Below are 14,886 nucleotides of genomic sequence, written 5' to 3' on the forward strand. Positions count from 1 at the left end.
ACACGGGATGACTCCCTGAGGCCGCCAATGAGGATGAATTGATGAGTGACAAGGATAAACAGCCGTTGGCTGCGTCGGCTTCAGCCCAACCCGAGGCCGAAACCGCCGATGCAGCGTTGCAGCATATCGTTGACGGCTTTTTGCATTTTCATCATGAGATCTTTCCTCAGCAGGAAGAGCTCTTCAAGAAACTCGCCACGGCCCAGCGGCCGCGAGCGATGTTCATCGCCTGCGCCGACTCGCGCATCGTTCCCGAGTTGATTACCCAAAGCTCCCCCGGCGACCTGTTCGTGACCCGTAACGTCGGCAACGTCGTGCCGCCCTACGGGCAAATGAACGGTGGTGTTTCCACGGCCATCGAGTACGCCGTACTGGCTTTGGGGGTGCATCACATCATCATTTGCGGGCATTCCGACTGCGGCGCCATGCGCGCGGTGCTCAACCCGGACAGTCTGGAAAAAATGCCCACGGTCAAAGCCTGGCTGCGTCATGCCGAAGTGGCCAAAACCATGGTGCAGGAGAACTGCAACTGCTCTAGCGAAAGCGAAAGCATGCACATCCTCACCGAAGAGAATGTGATCGCCCAATTGCAGCATCTGCGCACCCATCCGTCGGTGGCCTCGCGCATGGCCAACGGTCAGCTGTTTATTCACGGCTGGGTCTACAACATCGAAACCAGCGAAATCAAAGCGTACGACGCCGATCAAGGTTGTTTCCTGCCGCTCAATGGCAGCCTGCCGATTCCCGTGGCGACGCCCAAAGCGCGCTTCTAAATCCTCCTAAATCGTTGTGTGGTTCAGCCGAGGCTGCCGTTCAGGCAGCCTGGCTTTGCCATGCCTGAAGAAAACTTCGGGAGTTTCAACATGCGTGCTGCTCGACTCAAAGCTGTTCTGCCACGGGAGCTGCTGGCTTCGGTGGTTGTGTTTCTGGTCGCCCTGCCCCTGTGCATGGGCATCGCGATTGCCTCGGGACTGCCGCCGGCCAAAGGCCTGATCACCGGCATCATTGGTGGTCTGGTGGTTGGCTGGTTGGCCGGTTCGCCGCTGCAAGTCAGCGGCCCGGCGGCGGGCCTGGCCGTTCTGGTATTCGAATTGGTTCGCCAGCACGGTATCGCCATGCTTGGGCCCATTCTGTTGCTGGCGGGATTGCTGCAACTGGTGGCTGGCCGTTTGAAGCTGGGCTGCTGGTTTCGGGTGACGGCACCCGCGGTGGTTTACGGCATGCTGGCCGGGATTGGCGTGCTGATCATCCTGTCTCAGGTGCACGTGATGCTCGATGCCGTGCCCAAACCCTCGGGCCTGGATAACCTGGCGGCCTTCCCGGCGGCGTTGGCTCAGGCGTTGCCCACGTTTGGCTGGCAAGCCGGGTTGCTCGGTTTGTCGACGATCGCCGTCATGTGGCTGTGGGAGAAATCCCGTCCACAATCCCTGCGCTTCGTTCCTGGCGCGCTACTGGGCGTCGGTCTGGCCACGCTTGCCAGCCTGGTGCTGGCGTTGCAGGTCAAACGGGTCGAGGTTCCGGCCAACCTGACGGAGGCCATCGACTGGCTGAAGCCCACGGATCTGCTCAACCTGGCTGATCCGACCCTGCTGATCGCGGCGTTTGCCGTGGCCTTCATCGCCAGCGCCGAAACTCTTCTCTCGGCCGCGGCGGTTGATCGCATGCACAGCGGCCAGCGCTCGGACTTCGACCGGGAATTGTCGGCGCAAGGTATCGGCAACATGCTGTGTGGCCTGCTTGGGGCGTTGCCGATGACCGGCGTTATCGTACGCAGTTCGGCGAATGTTCAGGCTGGAGCAACCACTCGGTTTTCGACCATTTTCCACGGCCTGTGGTTGTTGGCGTTCGTGCTGTTGCTGTCCAGCGTGCTGCAAAGCATTCCGGTGGCGAGCCTGGCGGGTGTGCTGGTGTACACCGGTTTCAAGCTGGTGGATCTCAAGGTCTTCCGTGGTTTGGGCCGGTATGGTCGGGCGCCGATGTTCACCTATGCGGCAACCGCGCTCGCCATCGTTTTCACGGACCTGCTGACTGGTGTGTTGATTGGCTTTGGCCTGACGCTGGTAAAACTGGCGCTGAAAGCATCGCGGTTGAAAATCAGCCTGATCGACCTGCCGCAGGAAGGGCAAATGGAATTGCGCCTGGTGGGCGCGGCGACCTTCCTCAAAGTGCCGGCGCTGACCCGGGTGCTGGGCAGTATTCCACCCGGCGCGACGGTGCATGTGCCGCTCAATAACCTGAGCTACATCGATCACTCGTGTCTGGAGCTGCTGGAGGAATGGGGCCGGGCGAATGCGGCCAAGGGTTCGAAGCTGCTGATTGAATCGCGGGGGTTGAAGCGCAGACTCGAAGGCAGGGTTCGTACCAACACCGGCATAGGTGCGGCTGGCTGAGGACCAATGCGGGAGCGAGCTTGCTCGCTCCCGCAGGGGATTGTGTTTACCGGTGGATCAAGCCGCCGGCTGATCCAGTTCCAGGCCTACGCCCAAGCGCCGCGACATGCACGGCCAGCGTTTCCACGCGGCACCGGTGTCCGGGCTGTTGAGCTTCTCGCGGTAGGTTTCCACCGACTCCAGTGCGAAGCTTTCGTCGTTGAGCATCTCGTCGATGGCGTGATGCACCACTTCGTCCAGTTGGTTGGCGAACGACTCACCGATCAATTGGTGAGCAATCAGGTTGGCGACAGTCATGTCCAAGGGGATCAGTGGCTGGCCGAAATGCTTGATGTACAGGTCGTTGACCTCCTCGACAAACCGGTGCGCCAGATAGGCTTCATCCAGCAGGCTGTCGAGCCCGATATGGCCGGCCATGATGGCTGGCGGCTGGAGGAAGTACTGTTCGGCGATTGTCAGCACCGGTTTGATCTGTGACTCAATGCCCGCTTCCCTGGCGACTTCATTGGCTGCATCCAGCAGATCGGGCACTTCTTCGATGTAGGCGGCGACGAATCGCGTCAGTACGCCGTTGGTATCGGCCTCCGGCAATTGGATCGCCGGGTGCAGATGAGGCAATTTACTTTCCAGCTGACGCGTCAGCAGGCCGGTCTCGGCTTCGTGTTGTTGGGCTTTTTGGATCTGCTCGCGCAATGCGGCGGTGTTCATGAAAACTCCAGGAAACAAGGCAATGAAATAGGGAAGACATAACTTAGCTGGCTTACGAAAAATGCTAAGACGCATTTGTCATAATTATTTCATCCTTGAGACGGCCCCGTTATATCGGTTTGCCACCACTCGTCTGCATCCTTCTCCATTCGTGCCCTGCAACGCAAGTTAATGCTGTTTCAGATCATTTACGCCTTCGCATTGCGAGGTCGGAGTCGCTGTCTATACTCGGGTTGGAATGGAGTTAGCTGATGACGCCCGACTGCATATGCAGCAAGGCCCGGTGCTCAAGTTCGTAGTCTGATGCAGCCGCTCCCTTGCCGCAGGTGAAAGCCGGCGGGATAACAAGAACGATAAGGGGAACCCGCAATGATGCGACATCCACATGTCTGGATGGGCCTCCTGTTGTGGTCGATTTTCAGTCAGGCGCAAGCGGCCTGGACTGTGAATATGGCGCCTGGAGCGACTGAAATCAGTCACGCAGTATTCGACCTGCACATGATCATTTTCTGGATCTGTGTGGTGATCGGCATCATCGTATTTGGAGCCATGTTCTGGTCGATGATTCTCCACCGCCGCTCGACCGGGCAGGTGGCCGCCAAATTTCATGAAAGCACCACCGTCGAAATCCTATGGACCATCGTGCCCTTCCTGATCCTCGTGGCCATGGCGGTTCCCGCTACCGCGACCCTGATCAAGATGTACGACGCCAGCGAGCCGGAGATCGATATCCAGATCACCGGCTACCAGTGGAAGTGGCACTACAAATACCTGGGCCAGGACGTCGAGTTCTTCAGCAACCTGACCACCCCACAGGATCAGATCCACAACAAGGAAACCAAGGGCGAGCACTACCTGCTCGAAGTCGACAAGCCATTGGTGCTGCCGGTCGGTGCCAAAGTGCGCTTCCTTGTGACCTCCGCCGACGTGATCCACTCCTGGTGGGTGCCGGCATTCGCGGTCAAGCGCGATGCGATTCCCGGGTTCGTCAATGAAGCCTGGACCCGTGTCGACAAGCCCGGCATCTACCGTGGCCAGTGCGCCGAGTTGTGCGGCAAGGATCACGGCTTCATGCCGACCGTGGTCGAGGTCAAGGAAAAGGCCGATTACGAAAAATGGCTGGCCGATCGCAAGACCGAGGCCGCGCAGCTCAAAGAGCTGACCAGCAAGGAATGGACCCTCGACGAGCTCAAGGATCGCGGCGACAAGATCTATCACACCACCTGCGTGGCCTGTCACCAGGCCGAAGGCCAGGGCCTGCCGCCGATGTTCCCGGCGCTCAAGGGCTCGAAGATCGCCACCGGGCCCAAAGAGGCCCACCTGAGCATTGTCTTCCACGGCAAGCCTGGCACCGCCATGGCCGCGTTCGGCAAACAACTCTCGGAAGTCGATATTGCAGCGGTCGTGACCTATGAACGTAACGCTTGGGGCAACAACAAGGGCGACATGGTCACGCCTAAAGAAGTGCTGGAGCTGAAACAGGCGGAAAGCAAATGACCCGGTCTATTGCGCACGTAAGGAACCGGTCGGGGCTACGCACCCCGGCCTGCCCAGCCCATCTGTTTGCAGGAGACAGGACATGACTGCTGTAATCGATGAACATGTTCATACCGCCACCGACCACGCCCACGGCCCCGCCAAAGGCCTGATGCGCTGGGTGCTGACCACCAACCACAAGGACATCGGTACGCTGTACCTGTGGTTTGCATTCTGCATGTTCCTGCTTGGCGGTTCGTTCGCGATGGTGATTCGCGCCGAGCTGTTCCAGCCGGGGCTGCAGATCGTCCAGCCGGAATTCTTCAACCAGATGACCACCATGCACGGTCTGGTGATGGTCTTCGGTGCGGTGATGCCGGCCTTCGTCGGCCTCGCCAACTGGATGATCCCGCTGATGATCGGCGCGCCGGACATGGCTCTGCCGCGCATGAACAACTTCAGCTTCTGGCTGTTGCCGGCGGCGTTCCTGCTGCTGGTGTCGACCCTGTTCACCCCCGGTGGCGGGCCGAACTTCGGCTGGACGTTCTACGCGCCGCTGTCGACGACCTACGCGCCGGAAAGCGTGACCTTCTTCATCTTCGCCATCCACTTGATGGGGATCAGTTCGATCATGGGTGCGATCAACGTGATCGCCACCATCCTCAACTTGCGCGCCCCCGGCATGACGCTGATGAAAATGCCGCTGTTCGTCTGGACCTGGCTGATCACCGCGTTCCTGCTGATCGCGGTGATGCCGGTACTGGCCGGTTGCGTGACGATGATGCTGATGGACATCCATTTCGGCACCAGCTTCTTCAGTGCCGCCGGTGGCGGAGACCCGGTGCTGTTCCAGCATGTGTTCTGGTTCTTCGGTCACCCCGAGGTGTACATCATGATCCTGCCGGCGTTCGGTGCCGTCAGCTCGATCATTCCGGCCTTTTCGCGCAAGCCATTGTTCGGCTACACCTCGATGGTCTACGCCACGGCGAGTATCGCGTTCCTGTCGTTCATCGTCTGGGCGCACCACATGTTCGTGGTCGGCATTCCGCTGGTGGGCGAGCTGTTCTTCATGTACGCCACGCTGCTGATTGCGGTGCCGACGGGTGTGAAGGTGTTCAACTGGGCCAGCACCATGTGGCAGGGCTCGCTGACGTTCGAGACGCCGATGCTGTTTGCCGTGGCGTTCGTGATCCTGTTCTCCATCGGCGGTTTCTCCGGGTTGATGCTGGCCATCGCCCCGGCGGACTTCCAGTACCAGGACACCTACTTCGTGGTCGCGCACTTCCATTACGTGTTGGTGCCGGGGGCGATCTTCGGGATCTTCGCCTCGGCCTACTACTGGATGCCGAAATGGACCGGCCACATGTACGACGAAACCCTGGGCAAGCTGCACTTCTGGCTGTCGTTCATCGGCATGAACCTGGCCTTCTTCCCGATGCACTTCGTGGGACTGGCGGGCATGCCGCGGCGGATTCCGGACTACAACCTGCAGTTCGCCGACTTCAACATGGTGTCGTCGATCGGCGCATTCATGTTCGGCGCCACGCAGATCTTCTTCCTGTTCATCGTGATCAAGACCATTCGCGGCGGCCCGCCGGCACCGGCCAAGCCGTGGGACGGGGCTGAAGGCCTGGAGTGGAGCATTCCGTCGCCGGCGCCGTATCACACCTTCACCACGCCGCCGGAAGTGAAATGAACACCTGCCCTTCTGTGGGAGCGAGCCTGCTCGCGATAGGGCCAACTCGGTGTGTCAGACACACCGCTATCGCGAGCAAGCTCGCTCCCACAGGGTTTGGTGTGGAGGTTCGAAGTCATGGCTGACTCGATTTCGTTGAAGAAACTGGTCACGCGCCTGCTGACCGTGGTGGTGGCAATGTTTGTGTTCGGCTTTGCCCTGGTGCCGATCTACGACGTGATGTGCAAGGCCTTTGGCATTAATGGCAAGACCGGCGGGCAGTACGAGGGTGAGCAAACGGTCGACACCTCGCGGCAAGTGCGCGTGCAGTTTCTGTCGACCAACACCGCCGACATGCCCTGGGACTTCTATCCCAAGGGCGAGGAACTGGTGGCCCATCCGGGGGCGGTGAACGAGATGATCTTCATCGCTCACAACCCCACCGATAGGCCGATGAGTGCCCAGGCTGTGCCGAGCATTGCGCCGAGCACCGCGGCGGCGTACTTCCACAAGACCGAATGCTTCTGTTTTACCCAGCAAGTGCTGCAGCCCGGTCAGAGGATCGAGATGCCGGTACGTTTCATCGTTGACCGTGACATGCCCAAGGAAGTGAAGCACCTGACGCTGTCTTACACGCTGTTCGATATCACCGCCCGACATCCACCGGTAGCTGTAAACACTGGCGGCTGAGCGTGCCCGATAAGGAGAACAATAAATGGCAACTCATGAACATTATTACGTTCCCGCCCAGAGCAAATGGCCGATCATCGCCACGCTCGGCATGGTCACCACCGTGTACGGCCTGGCTACCTGGTTCAACGATCTGAAAGCGGCGCGTCCGGAATCCCACGGGCCTCTGATCTTTTTCGTCGGCGGGCTGATGGTGGCTTACATGCTGTTCGGCTGGTTCGGTACGGTGATCAAGGAAAGTCGCGGCGGCTTGTACAGCGCGCAGATGGATCGCTCGTTCCGCTGGGGCATGAGCTGGTTCATTTTCTCGGAGGTGATGTTCTTCATCGCCTTTTTTGGCGCGCTGTTTTATGTCCGTCACATCTCCGGCCCAGCACTTGGCGGTGAAGGCGCCAAAGGCATTGCGCACATGTTGTGGCCGAACTTCCAGTTCACCTGGCCGCTGCTGAGCAACCCCGACTCGAAACTGTTTCCGCCGCCCAAGGAAGTCATCAGCCCCTGGGGTCTGCCGTTGCTCAACACCGTGTTGCTGGTGAGCTCCAGCGTGACCGTGACCATCGCCCACCATGCCTTGAAAAAGGGCCATCGCGGCGCACTGAAACTCTGGCTGGCGCTCACCGTATTGCTTGGTTGTGCGTTCCTCACCTTCCAGGCCGAAGAGTACATGCACGCCTACCATGAGCTGGGCCTGACCCTGGGCTCGGGCATCTACGGCGCGACCTTCTTCATGCTCACCGGGTTCCACGGCGCCCACGTGACCATCGGCACCCTCATCCTGTTCGTGATGCTGGTGCGGATCATGCGCGGGCACTTCGACAACGAGCACCAGTTCGGTTTCGAAGCGGCGAGTTGGTACTGGCACTTCGTGGATGTGGTGTGGATCGGGCTGTTTGTCTTCGTCTATGTGCTCTGAGGCTGTGAGTTTTTAGTTACCAGGGGGCATGGGAAACCAACTGGCCGCTGAAAAAACCCCAGGTGATCAGACCCAGGGTAATGGCGGCCAGAGTGACACGCACACTCAAGGCAATGACGAGGCGGTTTGAGCGGCTGTCGTCCTTGACCAGAAAAAACAGGCCGCTGAACAGGCTGACAACCGTGGCAATCAGCATCAGGACGATGGCTGCTTTGAGCATGGTGAGACTCCGGGGGGATAAGCGATGCACTTGAGTATAGCTATCGCGATGACCGACTTTCTGGCGATGCCATGAAGCGCTTTCGGCCGGGTATCGTGCCAACGCTGGTGGTGGCGCTGTTGCTGCCGCTACTGGTGTCCCTGGGGTTCTGGCAATTGAGCCGGGGCGCGGAGAAAAGCGCGCTGCTGCAAACCTACGCCGAGCGCCGGGCCGCTGAGCCGATGGCCAGCACCGAACTGCAACACACGACAGACCCAGCCTTTCGTCGGGTTCACCTGTACGGCCGGTTCGATGCCGAACACAGCCTGCTGCTGGATAACAGTCAACGCAACGGCAGGGTTGGCGTCGAGCTGTTGCAACCCTTTCACGATCAGGCCAGCGGGCTTTGGCTGTTGGTCAATCGCGGCTGGCTGCCTTGGCGGGAGCGCCGCACACCACCGCAATTCAAGACACCTGGCGAAGCAGTCAGCCTCAACGCGTGGGTCTACGTCTCCCCCGGGGCGCCGTTCCAATTGCACGCAGATCCCACAACGTTGACATGGCCCAAGCTGATTACGGCCGTTGAGCCAGACAAGCTCTGGACAGCACTGAATCGCGAAGGCTTTGCCTACGAACTACGTGCCGAAACCGGCCCCGTCACCTATCAGGCCGACTGGCCCGTAGTCGCCATGGGCCCGGAAAAACACATCGCTTATGCCGTGCAGTGGTTCGCCATGGCGATCGCCCTGTTCGGTCTTTATCTCTATCTCGGCTGGCACAACGCAAAGGAGAAACACCATGGGAGCGGCCATGAATCCACCCAGCATGTCTGAGGCGAAACCTTCGGTGAACCGGCGCAAGGGCCGTATGCAACTGCTGCTGATCCTGCTCGGGGTGATCGGTCCGATGATCCTCGCCACCGGCATGTACAAGCTGAATTTCTGGGTGCCCGAGGGCCGCAGTTATCACGGCGAACTGATCGGCAACGGTCAGACCCGCGCGGACATCGGCGTGCAGGCCCAGGAAGAGCGTTGGCAGCTACTGGTGACGGCGCCCAAGGATTGCGCAGTGGATTGCCAGCAACTGGTGTATCTGGCGCGGCAAATCCAGATCGGCCTTGGCCGCGATGCGTCCCGCGCCAGCCATGCATTGGCCGCCGCGCAGACGCTGAACAGCGATTACGAGACTAAACTTCAACGCGAGTACCCACAGTTGCAACGCTATTCACTGGACTTGCCTGCCCACACAAAAGGCGCCCAGAGCAATGACGCGCCGCACCTGTGGATCATCGACCCCCACGGCAATCTGGTGCTGCGCTACGACCCGTCGGTGAAGGGCAAGGACCTGCTCAACGATCTGCGCCACCTGTTGAAACTGTCGAACATCGGATAAGGGCATCGTCATGGCCAAACCTGGATTTCGCCTCGCGTTGTTTGCCACCTTGCTGGCACTGATTGTGGTGTTGCTCGGCGCCTACACCCGCCTGACCCACGCCGGCCTCGGCTGCCCGGACTGGCCGGGCTGCTATGGCTTCATCAGCGTGCCGAAAAGCGAAGCCCAACTGGCCCATGCCGAATTGCATTTCCCGGACGCTCCGGTCGAGGCCCACAAGGGCTGGAACGAGATGGTCCACCGCTACTTCGCCGGCACGCTGGGGTTGTTGATCGCGGTGTTGGCCGGTCGTTCGTGGGTTCATCGCCGCCATCCCGGGCAGCCGGTGAAGCTGCCGTTGTTTCTGTTGGCGGTGGTTTTTGGCCAGGCCGCGTTCGGCATGTGGACGGTAACGCTCAAGCTCTGGCCGCAGGTGGTCACCGGGCATTTGCTGGGCGGCTTCGCGACCTTGAGCCTGTTGTTTCTGCTGACCTTGCGCCTGTCCGGCGTACTCCCGGCGCTGACCGTGCCACGACGTTTGCAGCACTGGGCGACGGCGGGGCTGCTGCTGGTGATCGGACAAATCGCCCTCGGGGGCTGGGTCAGTTCCAATTACGCCGCGGTGGCCTGTATCGACTTCCCGACCTGCCACGGACAGTGGTTGCCAGCGGCGGACTTCGCCAACGGCTTTCACCTGACCCAGCACATCGGCCCGAACTACCTCGGCGGGCAACTGGACAGCGATGCCCGTACGGCGATTCACCTGACCCACCGCATCGGCGCCCTGCTGGTGACTCTGGTGCTGCTCGGTCTGGCCTGGCAACTGAAAGCGGTCGGCATGACGCGCCTGGCAGGCCTGGTGCTGATCGCCCTTGGCGCACAAATCACCCTGGGCATCAGCAACGTGCTGTTCCATCTACCGCTACCGGTAGCCGTTGCGCATAACGCGGGCGGGGCGGCGTTGTTGCTGACCATGGTGCTGGTCAATTACCACGCCCGAACCAGTCTGGTCCGGGTCAAGCAAGCGCGCTGGCACTTCAGCCCGCGTAAACATTCAGCCGGGCCCATAACAATAAAAGGAGAGATGCCATGGCGATTCTGATCGGCGAACGTCCCAGTCAGGCGATCTGGCGTGACTACCTGGAACTGACCAAACCCAAGGTCGTGGTGCTGATGCTCATCACTTCACTGGTGGGGATGTTCCTCGCGACCCGCGCCGGGGTGCCGTGGACGGTGCTGATTTTCGGCAACCTGGGCATCGCCCTGTGTGCCGGTGGCGCAGCGGCGGTCAATCATGTGGTGGACCGGCGCATCGACGCGGTGATGGCGCGCACCCACAAACGGCCGCTCGCCGAAGGCCGGGTTTCGCCGACCGCCGCGCTGACGTTCGCGCTGGTATTGGCGGTCCTGGGGCAAGCCATGCTGCTGGCGTTCACCAACCCGCTGACCGCGTGGCTGACCCTCGCCTCGTTGCTCGGCTACGCGGTGGTCTACACCGGATTCCTCAAGCGCGCGACCCCACAGAACATCGTCATCGGTGGTCTGGCCGGTGCCGCGCCGCCATTGCTCGGCTGGACCGCCGCCACCGGTCACGTCAGCGCCGAACCGCTGCTGCTGGTGCTGATCATCTTCGCCTGGACCCCACCGCACTTCTGGGCGCTGGCGATCCATCGCAAGGAGGAATACGCCAAGGCTGACATCCCGATGCTGCCGGTCACCCACGGCGAGCACTACACCAAGACTCACATCCTGCTTTATACCTTCGCATTGCTTGCCGTCAGCCTGATGCCTTATGTGATCCACATGAGCGGCACGCTCTACCTGGTCTGCGCGCTCGGGTTGGGCGCGCGGTTTCTGCAATGGGCCGTGGTGCTGTACCGTGGCACTCGGCCGCACGCGGCGATCAACACGTTCAAGTACTCTATTTACTACTTGTTCCTGCTGTTTATCGCCCTGCTCGTAGACCACTACCTACTGTTGAACCTATGACTCGAACCCAGAAAACCGTCTTCATTCTCGTCGCCCTGGTCGCATTGATCCTGGGCCTGACCGTCAACAAGATATTGTCCGGGAAAAACCAGGGCGATCCGACGGCGCTGATCGACGCCGGCATCATCTTGCTGCCGCAGAGCCGTAATCTGCCGGACGTGATGATGACCAATCAGGACGGCCAGCCAGTCGCGATCAATGAATTGAAAGGCAAGTGGAGCCTGCTGTTCTTCGGCTACACCTTCTGCCCGGACATCTGTCCGACCACCCTTGCCCAGCTACGGCAGATCAAGAGCGAGTTGCCGCCCGAGGCTGTGGATAAATTGCAAATCGTGCTGGTCAGCATCGACCCCAATCGCGATACGCCCAAGCAACTCAAGCAGTACCTGGGCTACTTCGACCCGCAGTTCATCGGCCTGACCCCGGCGTCGACCGATGAGCTGCAAACGATCGCCAACGCGGTGAGCATTCCATTCATTCCGGCGGACACCAGCAAGCCCAACTACACCGTTGACCACAGCGGTAACCTCGCGGTGATCGGGCCGGATGGCACTCAGCGCGGGTTTATTCGGGCGCCGTTGAACAATGTGAAATTGGTGGCGCAGTTACCGGTGATGCTCAAGCGCAACTGAAAACACCACCGAGCCCTGTGGGAGCGAGCCTGCTCGCGAAGGTGTGTCAGCTGCATGGGTGTCGACTGACACTCCATCGCGAGCAGGGGGGGCCGTGATTCGGGCACAAAAAAGGGGCGCATTCGAATGCGCCCCTTTTCGTTGCAGCAGTTCGATCAGAACGCCGGCACTACCGCGCCTTTGTACTTCTCGAGAATGAAGGCCTTCACTTCCGGGCTGTGCAGGGCTGCGACCAGTTTCTTCATCGCGTCGCTGTCCTTGTCGTCCGGGCGAGCCACCAGAATGTTCACGTATGGCGAGTCGCTGCCTTCGATGAACAGCGCGTCCTTGGCCGGATCGAGCTTGGCTTCCAGCGCGTAGTTGGTGTTGATCAGCGCCAGGTCGACCTGGGTCAGCACGCGCGGGATGGTCGCGGCTTCCAGTTCGCGGATTTTCAGGTCCTTGGTGTTCTCGGTGATGTCCTTGACGGTCGACAGGATGTTGTTCGAATCCTTCAACTTGATCAGGCCGGCCTTGGCCATCAGCAACAGCGCACGGCCGCCGTTGGTGGCGTCGTTCGGGATGACTACGTTGGCACCGCCAGGCAGTTCGGCAATGGTCTTGTACTTGCTGGAGTAAGCGCCCAGGGGCTCCAGGTGCACGCCGGCCACGGAAACCAGGTGGGTGCCCTTGGCCTTGTTGAACTCATCCAGGTATGGCTGGTGCTGGAAGAAGTTGGCGTCCAGGCGTTTTTCCGCGACCTGCACGTTCGGCTGGATGTAGTCGGTGAATACCTTGACCTTCAGGTCCACGCCTTCTTTGGCCAAGGCCGGTTTCACGAATTCGAGGATCTCGGCGTGCGGAACCGGTGTGGCCGCGACGGTGAGGGTTTCAGCGTGGGCAGAGAATGCCGCAACGGCCGCGAAGGCCACGAGTAGTTTTTTCATTCAGCTAACTCCATGTGAGGTGCCCGTTTGGCACCTGCCAGCGAATGGCCGGCTCATGTCTTACTTACGGGAAAAGTGGACGACCAATTTGTCGCCAACGGTTTGCAGTACCTGGACCAGTACCAGCAGCAACACCACGGTCACCACCATCACATCGGTCTGGAAACGCTGGTAACCGAAGCGGATCGCCAGGTCACCCAGACCACCGGCGCCCACGACACCGGCCATCGCCGTGTAGGACACCAGTGTAATGGCTGTCACCGTAATCGCCGCGAAGATGCCCGGACGAGCCTCCGGCAGCAAGGCATTGGTGATGATCTGTCGCGTGGTCGCGCCCATGGCCTGGGTCGCTTCGATGATGCCGCGATCCACTTCACGCAGGGCGGTTTCCACCAGGCGGGCGAAGAACGGCGTGGCACCCACCACCAGCGGCGGGATCGCACCGGCGACACCGAGGGACGTGCCGGTGATCAACACGGTGAACGGGATCATCACGATCAACAGGATGATGAACGGCAGCGAACGCAGGATGTTCACCACCAGCGACAACATCGCGTAGACGCCTTTGGCTTCCAGCAACTGGCGTGGGCTGCACAGGAACAGCAGCACCCCCAGGGGCAAGCCGAGCAGTACGGTGAACAACAGCGAACCGCCGAGCATCAGCAGGGTATCGCCGGTGGCCAGCCAGATTTCGAACCAGTCGATATTGGCGAAGAAACTTGTCAGGGCTTCCATTAGCGCAGCACCTCCATGTGGACGTCGGCCGCGGTGAAGCGGGCAAAGGCCGCTTCCATGTCACCGCCGGTCACGGCCAGGGTCAGTTGCCCGTATGGGATGTCTTTGATGCGGTCGATACGACCGGCCAGGATGCTGTAGTCCACACCGGTTTCCCGGGCGACAGTGCCCAGCAGAGGCGCGTAGGTCGCTTCGCCCTGGAAGGTCAGACGCACGATGCGACCTGGTACGTGAGCGAAGTCGTCACGCTGTTCGCTTTCGTCGATCTGCTCGTCTTCCTGCACGAAGCGTTTGGTGGTCGGGTGCTTCGGATGCAGGAACACCTCGGCCACCGAGCCTTGCTCGACGATCACACCGGCGTCCATCACGGCTACCTGGTCGCAGACCCGGCGGATCACGTCCATCTCGTGGGTGATCAAGACGATGGTCAGTTTCAGCTCGCGATTGATCTCGGCCAGTAATTGCAACACCGATGCGGTGGTTTGCGGGTCGAGGGCGCTGGTGGCTTCATCGCACAGCAGGATTTTCGGCTTGGTCGCCAGCGCACGGGCAATGCCGACACGCTGCTTCTGCCCGCCGGACAATTGCGCCGGGTACTTTTTCGCGTGGTCGGACAACCCGACCCGCGCCAGCAACTCGGCCACGCGCGCATCGATCTCGCTGCGCGACAATTCGCCGGCCAGGGTCAGCGGCAGCGCTACGTTGTCGGCGACAGTCTTGGAGGCCAGCAGGTTGAAGTGCTGGAAAATCATCCCGACCTGCTGACGGAAGCGGCGCAGGCCGTTGGCGTCGAGAGCGGTGACTTCTTCACCATCGACGATGATCTTGCCGCCGCTGGCGTTTTCCAGGCGATTGATCAGACGCAGCAGGGTACTTTTTCCTGCACCGGAATGACCGATCAAGCCGTAAACCTGCCCGTTCTCAATCGTCAGACTGGTCGGATGCAGGGCGGGGATTTCCTTACCGGCGACGCGGTAGGTTTTATGGACGTTTTGAAACTCGATCACGTAGCGAACCTTGTGGGGCGCGTTAGAAAAGGATCAGCGGTTAGCCGGGCGCGCATTTTAGCCTGTCCGTATAGAGGTTCTTAGCATTTATTTCGCATTGGTCCTGTCATTTGGCAATAACGCGATCAAAGGTCAGGAAAAAGGAACGGCTAAAGAAGCTGGCCCAACTTCGAAG

The 14,886-nt window shown here is 60.4% G+C and carries 16 protein-coding genes; 11 read left to right on the forward strand and 5 right to left on the reverse strand.

What is annotated here, in order from left to right; genetic code table 11:
* Positions 1–41 precede the first annotated feature (41 nt).
* Together AABM52_RS00440 and AABM52_RS00445 are read left to right on the forward strand one after the other, a co-directional pair.
* Positions 42–773, forward strand: coding sequence for a carbonic anhydrase (locus AABM52_RS00440; RefSeq protein ID WP_008045785.1), 732 nt, complete (start codon positions 42–44; stop codon positions 771–773).
* Between the two features lie 90 nt (positions 774–863).
* Complete coding sequence (locus tag AABM52_RS00445) at positions 864–2,390, forward strand: SulP family inorganic anion transporter (protein WP_347909918.1); 1,527 nt, start codon at positions 864–866, stop codon at positions 2,388–2,390.
* A 57-nt stretch (positions 2,391–2,447) separates the two neighbouring features.
* Here AABM52_RS00445 and AABM52_RS00450 read toward each other — a convergent pair whose 3' ends face one another.
* Complete coding sequence (locus AABM52_RS00450; protein WP_347909919.1) at positions 2,448–3,098, reverse strand: hypothetical protein; 651 nt, start codon at positions 3,096–3,098, stop codon at positions 2,448–2,450.
* Between the two features lie 369 nt (positions 3,099–3,467).
* On the opposite strand from AABM52_RS00450, the gene coxB reads away from it, so the two are divergent.
* The 4 genes from coxB (at position 3,468) to AABM52_RS00470 (ending at position 7,852) form a co-directional block, all read left to right on the forward strand.
* Positions 3,468–4,595, forward strand: coding sequence for a cytochrome c oxidase subunit II (coxB, locus tag AABM52_RS00455; RefSeq protein WP_046042691.1), 1,128 nt, complete (start codon positions 3,468–3,470; stop codon positions 4,593–4,595).
* Positions 4,596–4,677: 82 nt separating this feature from the next.
* Positions 4,678–6,270, forward strand: coding sequence for a cytochrome c oxidase subunit I (gene ctaD, locus AABM52_RS00460; protein WP_046042690.1), 1,593 nt, complete (start codon positions 4,678–4,680; stop codon positions 6,268–6,270).
* A 117-nt stretch (positions 6,271–6,387) separates the two neighbouring features.
* Positions 6,388–6,939 (forward strand): cytochrome c oxidase assembly protein, encoded by a 552-nt coding sequence (locus tag AABM52_RS00465; protein WP_347909920.1) that lies wholly within the window; start codon positions 6,388–6,390, stop codon positions 6,937–6,939.
* Positions 6,940–6,964: 25 nt separating this feature from the next.
* The gene (locus AABM52_RS00470) at positions 6,965–7,852 is read left to right on the forward strand and encodes a cytochrome c oxidase subunit 3 (protein WP_347909921.1); all 888 of its coding nucleotides are present in this window, start codon (positions 6,965–6,967) and stop codon (positions 7,850–7,852) included.
* 16 nt (positions 7,853–7,868) lie between these two features.
* Here the strand turns inward: AABM52_RS00470 and AABM52_RS00475 are convergent, their stop codons facing one another.
* On the reverse strand, positions 7,869–8,072 hold the full coding sequence (locus tag AABM52_RS00475) for a twin transmembrane helix small protein (protein ID WP_007969817.1): 204 nt from the start codon (positions 8,070–8,072) through the stop codon (positions 7,869–7,871).
* Positions 8,073–8,143: 71 nt separating this feature from the next.
* On the opposite strand from AABM52_RS00475, the gene AABM52_RS00480 reads away from it, so the two are divergent.
* From AABM52_RS00480 to AABM52_RS00500, 5 genes are read left to right on the forward strand one after another with little or no spacing between them, the layout of a single operon-like run.
* The gene (locus AABM52_RS00480) at positions 8,144–8,884 is read left to right on the forward strand and encodes an SURF1 family protein (RefSeq protein WP_347909922.1); all 741 of its coding nucleotides are present in this window, start codon (positions 8,144–8,146) and stop codon (positions 8,882–8,884) included.
* On the forward strand, positions 8,850–9,443 hold the full coding sequence (locus tag AABM52_RS00485; RefSeq protein ID WP_347909923.1) for a hypothetical protein: 594 nt from the start codon (positions 8,850–8,852) through the stop codon (positions 9,441–9,443). Before AABM52_RS00480 ends, AABM52_RS00485 begins: the two co-directional genes overlap by 35 nt.
* A 10-nt stretch (positions 9,444–9,453) precedes the next feature.
* Complete coding sequence (locus tag AABM52_RS00490) at positions 9,454–10,524, forward strand: COX15/CtaA family protein (RefSeq protein ID WP_347909924.1); 1,071 nt, start codon at positions 9,454–9,456, stop codon at positions 10,522–10,524.
* Entirely contained in the window at positions 10,512–11,411 is a 900-nt protein-coding gene (gene cyoE / locus AABM52_RS00495; protein ID WP_347909925.1) for a heme o synthase, read from the forward strand. Before AABM52_RS00490 ends, cyoE begins: the two co-directional genes overlap by 13 nt.
* Positions 11,408–12,043 (forward strand): SCO family protein, encoded by a 636-nt coding sequence (locus AABM52_RS00500; RefSeq protein ID WP_347909926.1) that lies wholly within the window; start codon positions 11,408–11,410, stop codon positions 12,041–12,043. The genes cyoE and AABM52_RS00500 overlap by 4 nt, the downstream gene beginning before the upstream one ends.
* Before the next feature lie 155 nt (positions 12,044–12,198).
* On the opposite strand, the gene AABM52_RS00505 is transcribed toward AABM52_RS00500, so the two are convergent.
* Genes AABM52_RS00505 through AABM52_RS00515 form a run of 3 tightly spaced genes read right to left on the reverse strand, consistent with a single transcriptional unit; the run spans position 12,199 to position 14,711 of the window.
* The gene (locus AABM52_RS00505; RefSeq protein WP_347909927.1) at positions 12,199–12,969 is read right to left on the reverse strand and encodes a MetQ/NlpA family ABC transporter substrate-binding protein; all 771 of its coding nucleotides are present in this window, start codon (positions 12,967–12,969) and stop codon (positions 12,199–12,201) included.
* A gap of 60 nt (positions 12,970–13,029) precedes the next feature.
* On the reverse strand, positions 13,030–13,704 hold the full coding sequence (locus AABM52_RS00510) for a methionine ABC transporter permease (protein WP_008002212.1): 675 nt from the start codon (positions 13,702–13,704) through the stop codon (positions 13,030–13,032).
* Positions 13,704–14,711, reverse strand: coding sequence for a methionine ABC transporter ATP-binding protein (locus tag AABM52_RS00515; protein ID WP_095152821.1), 1,008 nt, complete (start codon positions 14,709–14,711; stop codon positions 13,704–13,706). Before AABM52_RS00515 ends, AABM52_RS00510 begins: the two co-directional genes overlap by 1 nt.
* Between the last annotated feature and the right edge of the window lie 175 nt (positions 14,712–14,886).

It is taken from the genome of Pseudomonas grandcourensis (assembly GCF_039909015.1).
Classification (GTDB): Bacteria; Pseudomonadota; Gammaproteobacteria; order Pseudomonadales; family Pseudomonadaceae; genus Aquipseudomonas; species Aquipseudomonas grandcourensis.